Source organism: Enterobacter sp. SA187 (genome assembly GCF_001888805.2).
Taxonomy (GTDB): Bacteria; Pseudomonadota; Gammaproteobacteria; order Enterobacterales; family Enterobacteriaceae; genus Enterobacter_D.
Map to the genome: position 1 here is coordinate 1,467,673 of NZ_CP019113.1, position 11,601 is coordinate 1,479,273.

Sequence of the window (11,601 nt, forward strand, 5' to 3'; positions counted from 1 at the left end):
GTTCTCTTTTCCGCCACAGGGGATTGTGCCAGTATGGTCTGCTGGCCTTTCTGGCCTGGTTGAGCGTCGTCAGGAGCACTCGTGAGCAGCAAAGTTGAGCAACTGCATCAGCAGTTAAAAAAACGCATTCTGGTTCTGGACGGGGGCATGGGCACCATGATCCAGGGCTATCGTCTGAGTGAGCAGGATTTCCGCGGCGAACGTTTCGCCGACTGGCCCTGCGATCTGAAAGGTAACAATGACCTGCTGGTGCTGAGCAAACCGGAGGTGATCACCGCCATCCACAACGCCTATTTTGAGGCGGGCGCGGACATCATTGAAACCAACACCTTTAACTCCACGACAATCGCCATGGCGGATTACCAGATGGAATCCCTGTCGGCGGAGATCAACCGCGAGGCGGCGAAACTGGCCCGCGCCTGTGCCGATGAATGGACAGCCCGCACGCCTGACAGGCCCCGCTATGTGGCGGGCGTGCTCGGCCCGACCAACCGCACGGCGTCTATTTCGCCGAACGTCAACGATCCGGCGTTCCGTAACATCACTTTCGATCAGCTTGTCGAGGCCTACCGGGAATCGACCCATGCGCTGGTGGAGGGCGGCAGCGACCTGATCCTCATCGAAACCGTGTTCGACACCCTGAACGCCAAAGCAGCGATTTTCGCGGTGAAAGCCGAATTCGACGCGCTGGGCATTGAGCTGCCGATCATGATTTCCGGCACCATTACCGACGCCTCCGGGCGCACGCTGTCCGGGCAGACCACCGAAGCCTTCTATAACTCGCTGCGCCACGCCGATGCGCTCACCTTCGGCCTCAACTGTGCGCTTGGCCCGGATGAACTGCGTCAGTACGTGCAGGAGCTGTCGCGCATCGCGGAGTGCTACGTCACCGCTCACCCGAACGCCGGGCTGCCGAATGCCTTCGGCGAATACGATCTCGACGCCGACACCATGGCCACGCAGATCCGTGAATGGGCCGAAGCGGGCTTTCTGAATATCGTCGGCGGCTGCTGCGGCACCACCCCGGAACACATTGCCGCCATGGATCGCGCGGTGGCGGGATTAGCGCCGCGCGCCATACCGGAGTTGCCGGTAGCCTGTCGCCTTGCCGGGCTGGAGCCGCTGAACATCGGTGCCGACAGCCTGTTTGTGAACGTCGGCGAGCGTACCAACGTCACCGGCTCTGCCAAATTCAAGCGCCTGATCAAAGAAGAAAAATATAACGAAGCGCTGGAAGTTGCCCTGCAACAGGTGGAGAGCGGCGCGCAAATTATCGACATTAATATGGATGAGGGGATGCTCGACGCCGAAGCGGCGATGGTGCGTTTCCTTAACCTGATCGCCGGCGAGCCGGACATCGCCCGCGTGCCGATCATGATCGACTCCTCCAAATGGGAGGTGATCGAAAAAGGCCTGAAATGCATTCAGGGCAAAGGCATCGTTAACTCCATCTCCATGAAAGAGGGCGTCGAGGCCTTTATTCATCATGCGAAACTGGTGCGGCGCTACGGCGCGGCGATGGTGGTGATGGCGTTCGATGAAGTCGGCCAGGCCGACACCCGCGCGCGTAAAATCGAAATCTGCCGCCGGGCCTACAAAATTCTTACCGAAGAGGTGGGTTTCCCGCCGGAAGACATCATTTTTGACCCGAATATCTTCGCCGTCGCCACCGGCATCGAAGAGCACAACAACTACGCGCAGGACTTTATCGGCGCCTGCGAAGACATTAAACGCGAACTGCCGCACGCGATGATTTCCGGCGGCGTGTCGAACGTCTCCTTCTCCTTCCGTGGCAACGATCCGGTGCGTGAAGCCATTCACGCCGTATTCCTCTATTACGCCATCCGCAACGGCATGGACATGGGCATCGTTAACGCCGGACAGCTGGCGATTTATGACGATCTGCCCGCTGAACTGCGCGACGCGGTGGAAGACGTGGTGCTTAACCGCCGCGACGACGGCACTGAGCGTCTGCTGGATCTGGCGGAAAAATACCGCGGCAGCAAAGCCGACGACGGCGCGAACGCGCAGCAGGCCGAGTGGCGCAGCTGGGACGTGCGTAAACGTCTCGAATACTCGCTGGTCAAGGGCATCACGGAGTTTATCGAGGCGGATACCGAAGAAGCCCGCCAGCAGGCCGAACGCCCCATCCAGGTGATTGAAGGTCCGCTGATGGACGGCATGAACGTGGTTGGCGATCTGTTTGGCGAAGGGAAAATGTTCCTGCCGCAGGTGGTGAAATCCGCCCGCGTCATGAAACAGGCGGTGGCCTGGCTGGAGCCGTACATCGAAGCCAGCAAAGAGAAAGGCAAAACCAACGGCAAAATGGTGATCGCCACCGTGAAGGGCGACGTACACGACATCGGCAAAAATATCGTCGGCGTGGTGTTGCAGTGTAATAACTATGAGATTGTCGATCTGGGCGTGATGGTACCGGCAGAGAAGATCCTCAAAACCGCCCGTGAAGTGAATGCCGATCTGATTGGTCTGTCCGGCCTGATCACGCCGTCGCTGGACGAAATGGTCAACGTGGCGAAAGAGATGGAGCGCCAGGGCTTTACCATTCCGCTGCTGATTGGCGGCGCCACCACCTCCAAAGCGCACACCGCGGTGAAGATCGAGCAGAACTACAGCGGCCCGACGGTCTACGTGCAAAACGCCTCGCGCACCGTGGGCGTGGTGTCTGCGCTGCTGTCCGACGATCAGCACGACGATTTTGTCGCCCGTACCCGCAAAGAGTACGAAACCGTACGCATTCAGCATGGGCGTAAAAAACCGCGTACCCCACCGGTGACGTTACAGGCGGCGCGGGAAAACGATCTGGCTTTCGACTGGGAGAGCTATACCCCGCCAGTAGTGCATCGTCCCGGCGTACAGGAAGTCAGCGCCAGCATTGAGACACTGCGTAACTACATCGACTGGACGCCGTTCTTTATGACCTGGTCGCTGGCCGGAAAATACCCGCGCATTCTCGAAGATGAGGTGGTGGGGGAAGAGGCGCAGCGCCTGTTTAAAGACGCCAACGACCTGCTGGATAAACTGAGCGCCGAAAAATCGCTCAATCCGCGCGGCGTGGTCGGGCTGTTCCCGGCGAACCGGGTGGGCGATGACGTGGAAATTTACCGTGACGAGTCCCGCACGCAGGTGCTGACCGTGGCGCACCATCTGCGTCAGCAGACCGAGAAGATCGGCTTTGCCAACTACTGCCTCGCTGATTTCGTCGCCCCGAAACTCAGCGGTAAAGCGGATTATATCGGCGCCTTCGCGGTGACCGGTGGCCTCGAGGAAGACGCGCTGGCCGAGGCCTACGACGCGCAGCACGATGATTACAACAAAATCATGGTCAAGGCCGTCGCCGACCGTCTGGCGGAAGCCTTTGCCGAATACCTGCACGAGCGGGTGCGCAAAGTGTACTGGGGCTACGCGCCGAACGAGAACCTCAGCAACGAGGAGCTGATCCGCGAGAACTACCAGGGGATCCGCCCGGCACCGGGGTATCCGGCCTGCCCGGAGCACACCGAAAAAGGTACCATCTGGCAACTGTTGGACGTGGAAACCCACACCGGTATGAAGCTGACGGAATCCTTCGCCATGTGGCCGGGCGCGTCGGTATCGGGCTGGTACTTCAGCCATCCTGACAGCAAATACTTTGCCGTGGCGCAGATCCAGCGCGACCAGGTGGAAGACTACGCCCTGCGCAAAGGGATGACGGTAACGGAAGTGGAGCGCTGGCTGGCCCCGCATCTGGGTTACGACGCGGATTAACCCTGTCATATTTGGTTAATAATAAACAAGGCACCTTCCGGGTGCCTTGGCACTTTATTACATTTAAGACCTTATACTTACCTGAGTGAACTCACCTTTCCCCACGGGAGAAGAGGAGGAGAAAGGAAACCAACAATACTCAGGAGGCAACCATTCCGTGTTAACGCTGTTACACCTGTTATCCGCTGTCGCCCTGCTGGTCTGGGGAACCCATATCGTGCGCACCGGCGTCATGCGCGTGTTCGGCGCGCGGCTGCGTACCGTACTCAGCCGCAGCGTGGAAAAGAAACCGCTCGCCTTCTGCGCGGGGATTGGCGTCACCGCGCTGGTACAGAGCAGTAACGCCACCACTCTGCTGGTGACCTCTTTCGTCGCCCAGGATCTGGTGGCGCTGGCCCCGGCGCTGGTGATTGTGCTGGGCGCGGATGTCGGTACGGCGCTGATGGCGCGCGTGCTGACCTTTGATCTTTCATGGCTGTCGCCGCTGCTGATATTTATCGGCGTGATTTTCTTCCTTGGCCGCAAACAGACGCGCGCCGGACAGATGGGGCGCGTGGGTATTGGCCTCGGGCTTATTCTGCTGGCGCTGGAGCTGATCGTACAGGCGGTGACGCCCATCACCCAGGCCAACGGTGTAAAAGTGATTTTTGCCTCGCTGACGGGCGATCTGATGCTGGATGCGCTGATAGGCGCAATGTTTGCAGTGATCACCTATTCCAGTCTGGCGGCGGTGCTGCTGACCGCCACGCTGACGGCGGCGGGGGTGATCGCTTTCCCGGTCGCGCTCTGTCTGGTCATTGGCGCAAACCTCGGCTCCGGCCTGCTTGCGGTACTCAATAACAGCGCTGCTAATGCCGCCGCCCGCCGGGTGGCGATGGGCAGCCTGCTGTTTAAGCTGGTGGGCAGCCTGGCGATCCTGCCGTTTGTGCATCTGCTGGCTGATGCCATGGACCGGCTGCCGCTGCCGGAGTCCGAGCTGGTGATCTATTTCCACGTTTTCTACAACCTGATCCGCTGCCTGGTGATGGTGCCTTTTGTCGGGCCGATGGCGAATTTCTGTAAGCGTATTATTCGTGATGAGCCGGAGCTGGATGCGCGCTTAAAACCGAAGCATCTGGATACCAGTGCGCTGGACACCCCCGCGCTGGCGCTGTCCAATGCCGCGCGCGAAACGCTGCGCATGGGCGACGCCATGGAGCAGATGCTGGTGGATTTCAAAAAGGTGATGCACGGCGAGCCGCGTCAGGAAAAAGAGCTGCGTAAAACGGCGGATGACATCAACGTGCTTTACACCGCCATCAAACTCTATCTGGCGCGTATGCCGAAGGATGAACTGGCGGAAGAGGAGTCCCGCCGCTGGGCGGAAATTATTGAAATGTCCCTTAACCTCGAACAGGCGTCAGACATTGTCGAGCGGATGGGTAGCGAAATCGCTGATAAATCCCTCTCCGCACGGCGGGCGTTTTCGCTGGAAGGCTTAAACGAACTGGACGCGCTGCTGGAGCAGTTGCTCAGCAACCTGCAACTGGCGATGTCGGTATTCTTTTCCGGCGATGTGCCCAGCGCCCGCCGCCTGCGCCGCCGCAAACACCGTTTCCGCATCCTCAACCGGCGCTACTCTCATGCGCACGTTGATCGGCTGCATCAGCAAAACGTGCAGAGTATCGAAACCAGTTCGCTGCATCTGGGGCTGTTAGGCGACATGAAACGTCTGAATTCGCTTTTCTGCGCGGTGGCCTACAGCGTGATGGAACAACCGGATGAAGACGACGAGCGCGACGAGTATTAATATTTTCTCTGTGCCGGATAGCCATGCTGTCCTGCTCAGCCAAAGAGTTCACTGTGCGTACCGAGATCGATAAAGGTGACCAGGTTTTGGGTGTCATCAAGCCGGTAAACCAGCAGGAAATCACCCCCGATATGTAACTCTCTGGCGCCTGCCCATTCCGCCCCGTTCAGTTCATGATCCAGATATTCAGCAGGCAATGTGGTCTGACAGAAAATGAGTGACATCACGTCTGCAACATCATGCATATTACGTCGGCCAGCTTTGTTGTAACGTGCCCAGGACTTTGCAAAAGTGCGGGTATATTCCACCCGGCGAGGGAGTTTACTTCTCTTGTGATTCATCGTCGTTCAGTCCCTTGAGCATATCGTCCATCGACGTAAAGCGATGACTTGCTTTCGTTTCGATCTCCGTTGCTTCCTGCAACGCGATTTTCATTCTGGCAGAAGGTCGCTTAACCTCAAACGGGATGCCCTGATGGCTGACCACCTGTTCAAGGAAAAGGCGAACGGCGCTGCTTACCGTAAGTCCACAGTCGCGTAATACCTGACTCGCTTCATTTTTCAGCTCCTCAGAAATACGCATTTTAATGCTGGTTTGCATAAATCTATTCTCCACAAAGTTGTGGGTACATTGTGGGGGCGCAGCGCTTATTTTTCAAGCATTGCTCTGCTAACGAGAAACCTGTGACCTCACAAAGCCATTTTTTCTGACGCGGCAGGTAAGGTATATTCCGCTTTTACAGGAGAATTTATGCTGCCAGACTCATCAACCCGATTAAACAAATACATTAGCGAAAGCGGGATCTGCTCGCGTCGCGAGGCTGACCGTTACATCGAGCAGGGAAACGTCTTTATTAACGGCAAACGCGCCGCTATTGGCGACCAGGTCTCTCCCGGCGATGTGGTAAAAGTTAACGGTCAGTTGATTGAGCCGCGGGAAGCGGAAGATTTGGTGTTTATCGCGCTGAACAAACCCGTGGGTATCGTCAGCACCACGGAAGACAGCGAAAAAGACAACATTGTGGATTTCGTGAACCACAGTAAGCGCGTTTTCCCCATCGGGCGTCTGGATAAAGACTCGCAGGGGCTGATTTTCCTCACCAACCACGGCGATCTGGTGAATAAAATCCTGCGCGCCGGTAACGATCACGAAAAAGAGTATCTGGTGACGGTCAACAAACTGGTTACCGATGAGTTTATTCGCGGCATGGGCGCAGGCGTGCCGATCCTCGGTACGGTAACCAAAAAGTGCAAAGTCAAAAAGGAAGCGCCCTTTACCTTCCGTATTACGCTGGTTCAGGGGCTGAACCGTCAGATCCGCCGCATGTGCGAACATTTCGGTTATGAAGTGACGAAGCTGGAGCGCACGCGCATCATGAACGTCAGTCTCAGCGGCTTACCGCAGGGGGAGTGGCGCGATCTGACGGACGATGAGCTGATTGGCCTGTTTAAGCTGATTGAAAATTCCAGTTCGGAAGCAAAGCCGAAAGGAAAAGCCAAACCGAAGACCCAGTCCGCGAAAGCGCCTGCGGCTAAAGCCGCGAAGCCCGACGACAAAAGCCGGGCGAAACCTGCCGGCAAACGCTTCGTGCAGCCGGGTCGTAAGAAAAAAGGGCGCTAAACCCTAACGCTTGCCGCGCGTGGAGGTATTGGCAGACCAGGAATAGGTCGCCTCCGCGTCCGGTTTATAGGCTTTTTGCTTCTTCGCCTGTCGCGCCTTTTTGGCCGCCGCTTCACGCTCCGCCATCAGTTTATCGATGTACTCTTTTTTCACATGATTGGTTTCAGAATTGGTGAGCAGACGCCCGTGTGATATGCGTGCGCGGTCGAGCAGTGTTTTCAGCTCGCGCTGTTCACTTTCCGTCATATCTTGTTGTGTCAGTCTTGCAATAGCCATGGTGACGATCTCCTGGGGAAAGTGCCACGAGTGTACGTGATGAACGCGATCCATGCAGTAACCTTCGTCGCACAAAAAAATGCCGGGTAAAAACCCGGCAGCAAGGCGTGATAAACGACAGCAGCACTCTTACTCAAACAAATTGTGATGCAGTTTCTGCACGACCTGCTCAGCCTCGCCGCCCGGCACCAGGAAGCACAGGTTATGGCTGGATGCGCCATAGCAAATCATGCGGATATTGAACGGCTCCAGCACGCCAAACACCTCTTTGCCCACGCCGCAGGCTTTCGACAGATCGTTGCCGATCAGCGCTACCAGCGCGAGATTTTCTTCCACTTCCACGCGGCACAGGGCAGACAGCTCCATCAGCAGTGACTGCGTCAGCAGCGTATCGCCGGTGGAGGTGGAGCCGGTGGTGTCCAGCGTCAGCGCCACGCTGACTTCGGAGGTGGTGATCAAGTCCACGGAAATATTGTGACGGGCGAGAATGCCGAATACCTCCGCCAGGAAACCGCGGGAGTGCAGCATGTTCAGGCTGTGCAGGGTGACCAGCGTCTGCTTACGACGCAGCGCCAGCGCGCGGAACAGCGGCGGGTTTTGCGTTTCATTGCATACCAGCGTGCCGCCTGCCTGCGGATCTTTGCTTGAACCGACAAACACCGGTATATCGCTGCGCACGGCGGGCAGTAAGGTTGCCGGGTGCAGCACTTTCGCGCCGAACGTCGCCATCTCGGCGGCTTCTTCAAAGGCGATTTCGTCGATGCGTTTTGCCGACGGCACCACGCGCGGATCGGTGGTGTAAATCCCTGGTACGTCAGTCCAGATGTCGACGCGGGTGGCGTGCAGCGCTTCTGCCAGCAGTGCCGCCGTGTAATCGCTGCCGCCGCGACCAAGCGTGGTGGTACGGCCTTTGGATTCGCTGCCGATAAAGCCCTGGGTGATCACCAGGCCTTCTTCCAGACGCGGCGCAAGCTGTTGTTTCGCCAGCTCGGCCAGCGCGGCGACGTCCGGCTCGGCACGACCAAAGCGGTCACTGGTGCGCATGATTTTACGCACGTCAAACCAGCGGGCGTCGACGTTGCGCTCACGCAGGATCTCCACGAACAGCAGGGTGGACATTAATTCGCCATGGCTGACCAGTTCATCGGTCAGCGCGGTAGAGGTAGCCAGCGACGCCGCTTCCGCCAGCGTGGTGATGTTTTCCAGCAGGCGGTCGATTTCCTCGCGGATGACGTTCGGATTGCGCATACGCTCCAGAATGTCGAACTGGATTTTGCGAATGGCGTCCAGCTTCACGAAGCGCTCAGTGGCTTCAAGCCCCTCTGCCAGCGCCACCAGCAGGTTGGTGACGCCCGCTGACGCTGAGAGCACCACCAGGCGCACGCTGTCGTCAGAGAGCACCACATCGGCGCTGCGGTTCATGGCATCAAAATCGGCAACGCTGGTGCCGCCGAATTTGGCGACGATGAGCGGGGATACAGCTTCTGTCATAACGACCTCGTGTCAGGGAGAGAAAAAGCGACCATGGCACAAGGGCATATCGAAAACCGGTGCTGGCGCAAATACCGTATTTATAAATAAAAGGTGCGGCGGGCAGTGTCAACGCCGGGATTATGCGGATTATTCATGTTATCCAGCCGCCCAGGAAATTAACTTATAACGGCTATACTTTGCGCGGGCCTTCCTCTTAACGCGACGATCCCCATTACACAAAAACCATCACAATTTTTGTGCGCAGGCGCTACAATCGACCGCAGTTAACATTCTCAAATCAGAAGAGTATTGCCATGAAAAACATTAACCCGAAGCAAACTTCTGCCTGGCAGGCACTGCAAAAACACTATGAGGCGATGAAAGATGTGACCATCGCCGAGCTCTTCGCGCAGGACAGCGATCGTTTCGCGAAGTTCTCCGCCACCTTTAACGATCAGATGCTGGTGGATTTCTCCAAAAACCGCATCACTGAAGAAACGCTCTCCCTGTTGCAGGATCTGGCCAAAGAAACCGATCTGGCCGGCGCCATCAAATCCATGTTCTCCGGTGAGAAGATCAACCGCACGGAAGATCGCGCGGTGCTGCACGTCGCGCTGCGTAACCGCAGCAATACGCCAATTCTTGTTGACGGCAAAGATGTGATGCCGGAAGTAAACGCAGTGCTGGAAAAAATGAAAGCCTTCTCGGAAGCGATCATTTCCGGTAGCTGGAAAGGCTACACCGGCAAGCCGATCACCGACGTGGTGAACATCGGTATCGGCGGCTCCGACCTCGGCCCGTTCATGGTGACCGAAGCGCTGCGCCCGTACAAAAACCACCTCAACATGCACTTTGTCTCTAACGTCGATGGCACCCACATCGCGGAAGTGCTGAAGAAAGTGAACCCGGAAAGCACGCTGTTCCTCGTGGCGTCCAAAACCTTCACCACCCAGGAAACCATGACCAACGCCCTGAGCGCGCGCGAATGGTTCCTGAAAACCGCCGGCGATCAGCAGCACGTTGCGAAACACTTCGCCGCGCTCTCCACCAATGCGAAAGCAGTAGGCGAATTTGGTATTGATACCGCCAATATGTTCGAGTTCTGGGACTGGGTGGGCGGCCGTTACTCCCTGTGGTCAGCGATTGGTCTGTCGATCATCCTGTCCGTTGGCTTTGACAACTTTGTGGAACTGCTGTCCGGCGCGCACGCGATGGATAAGCACTTCTCCACCACCGCGCCGGAGCAAAACCTGCCGGTCCTGCTGGCGCTGATCGGCATCTGGTACAACAACTTCTTCGGCGCTGAAACCGAAGCGATCCTGCCGTACGACCAGTACATGCACCGTTTTGCCGCGTACTTCCAGCAGGGCAACATGGAATCCAACGGTAAGTATGTTGACCGTAACGGTAATCCGGTGGACTACCAGACTGGCCCGATCATCTGGGGTGAGCCGGGCACCAACGGTCAGCACGCGTTCTATCAGCTGATCCACCAGGGAACCAAAATGGTGCCGTGCGATTTCATCGCCCCGGCGATCACCCATAACCCGCTGTCCGATCACCATCCGAAGCTGCTGTCTAACTTCTTCGCCCAGACCGAAGCGCTGGCGTTTGGTAAATCCCGTGACGTGGTTGAGCAGGAATATGCCGACCAGGGTAAAGATCCGAAGACGCTGGAGCACGTGGTGCCGTTTAAAGTGTTCGAAGGCAACCGCCCGACCAACTCCATTCTGCTGCGTGAAATCACGCCGGCAAGCCTGGGTGCGCTGATTGCGCTCTATGAGCACAAAATCTTCACCCAGGGCGCGATCCTTAACATCTTCACCTTTGACCAGTGGGGCGTAGAGCTTGGTAAGCAGCTGGCGAACCGCATCCTGCCGGAGCTGGGCGATGAAAAAGAAATCAGCAGCCACGACAGCTCAACCAATGGCCTGATCAACCGCTACAAGTCCTGGCGTAAATAAGGCATTGCAGGCCCGTGCAGGCGTAGCGTCGCCGGGCTATTTAAAAATTTCTATCTATACTAAAAGCCGATATTAGTATCGGCTTTTCTTATCGGATAATTCCCGTTGTCTGTGCCTTGCCGCAAATTCCTGTATTGAGTTTAATCTGAAAATCCAGAATGACCTGTTATTACCTGAGGGTTATTTTAGGATAATACGCAGCTAAAATCATCAGTACCTCTATTTTATCCTTTTGATTTTAAATATATTAAAATTAAGTGAAGCGGTTTGACCGCAGGCCATTGTCCAATTATCTTAAAACCCTGTGGCTATTTCCCTGCTACGTAATTCGCCTGCCTTAGTTGTGTATACTCGATCGCGCCTGAGTCTCTCTCGGGTAAAAAATCCATTCATTCAATGAAGGGAAATTGATATGCGTAAAGTCCTGTATGGCATTTTTGCCATTTCAGCGCTGGCGGCGACGTCTGCGTTTGCGGCACCGGTGCAAGTCGGTGAAGCTGCAGGGTCGGCTGCAACGTCGGTATCGGCGGGCAGCTCGTCTGCGACAAGCGTCAGCACCGTGAGTTCTGCGGTGGGTGTCGCGCTCGCAGCGACCGGCGGTGGTGATGGATCCAATACCGGAACCACCACTACAACGACCACAAGTACCCAGTAATCGGGGGTACATTAACCATAACCACACTTCGGTGTGGTTATTTTGACCCTGGAGAATTG

General features: G+C 56.7%; 9 protein-coding genes. 5 read left to right on the plus strand and 4 right to left on the minus strand.

The window, feature by feature from the left end:
- Positions 1 to 81 precede the first annotated feature (81 nt).
- Positions 82 to 3,765 carry a methionine synthase gene (metH, locus tag BMF08_RS07065; protein ID WP_072570160.1) on the plus strand — a complete coding sequence of 1,228 codons (3,684 nt, stop codon included), beginning with the start codon at positions 82 to 84 and terminating at the stop codon, positions 3,763 to 3,765.
- 157 nt (positions 3,766 to 3,922) lie between these two features.
- Positions 3,923 to 5,554: a Na/Pi cotransporter family protein gene (locus BMF08_RS07070; RefSeq protein WP_072570161.1), complete on the plus strand. Its 1,632-nt coding sequence runs from the start codon at positions 3,923 to 3,925 to the stop codon at positions 5,552 to 5,554.
- A 35-nt stretch (positions 5,555 to 5,589) separates the two neighbouring features.
- Here the strand turns inward: BMF08_RS07070 and BMF08_RS07075 are convergent, their stop codons facing one another.
- Entirely contained in the window at positions 5,590 to 5,895 is a 306-nt protein-coding gene (locus tag BMF08_RS07075) for a type II toxin-antitoxin system YafQ family toxin (protein ID WP_072570162.1), read from the minus strand.
- Positions 5,876 to 6,154, minus strand: a complete 279-nt coding sequence (locus BMF08_RS07080; RefSeq protein WP_072570163.1) for a type II toxin-antitoxin system RelB/DinJ family antitoxin — start codon at positions 6,152 to 6,154, stop codon at positions 5,876 to 5,878. The genes BMF08_RS07075 and BMF08_RS07080 overlap by 20 nt, the downstream gene beginning before the upstream one ends.
- Positions 6,155 to 6,304: 150 nt before the next feature.
- On the opposite strand from BMF08_RS07080, the gene rluF reads away from it, so the two are divergent.
- Entirely contained in the window at positions 6,305 to 7,174 is an 870-nt protein-coding gene (gene rluF / locus BMF08_RS07085) for a 23S rRNA pseudouridine(2604) synthase RluF (protein WP_072570164.1), read from the plus strand.
- A 3-nt stretch (positions 7,175 to 7,177) separates the two neighbouring features.
- Here the strand turns inward: rluF and BMF08_RS07090 are convergent, their stop codons facing one another.
- Both BMF08_RS07090 and lysC read right to left on the minus strand, forming a co-directional pair.
- Positions 7,178 to 7,450: a DUF3811 domain-containing protein gene (locus BMF08_RS07090; RefSeq protein ID WP_072570165.1), complete on the minus strand. Its 273-nt coding sequence runs from the start codon at positions 7,448 to 7,450 to the stop codon at positions 7,178 to 7,180.
- A 129-nt stretch (positions 7,451 to 7,579) separates the two neighbouring features.
- Positions 7,580 to 8,941: a lysine-sensitive aspartokinase 3 gene (lysC, locus tag BMF08_RS07095; RefSeq protein ID WP_072570166.1), complete on the minus strand. Its 1,362-nt coding sequence runs from the start codon at positions 8,939 to 8,941 to the stop codon at positions 7,580 to 7,582.
- 296 nt (positions 8,942 to 9,237) lie between these two features.
- Here lysC and pgi point away from each other — a divergent pair, with 296 nt between their 5' ends.
- Positions 9,238 to 10,887, plus strand: coding sequence for a glucose-6-phosphate isomerase (gene pgi / locus BMF08_RS07100; RefSeq protein WP_072570167.1), 1,650 nt, complete (start codon positions 9,238 to 9,240; stop codon positions 10,885 to 10,887).
- Positions 10,888 to 11,299: 412 nt separating this feature from the next.
- On the plus strand, positions 11,300 to 11,542 hold the full coding sequence (gene yjbE / locus BMF08_RS07105) for an exopolysaccharide production protein YjbE (protein WP_072570168.1): 243 nt from the start codon (positions 11,300 to 11,302) through the stop codon (positions 11,540 to 11,542).
- The last annotated feature ends 59 nt before the right edge of the window (positions 11,543 to 11,601 follow it).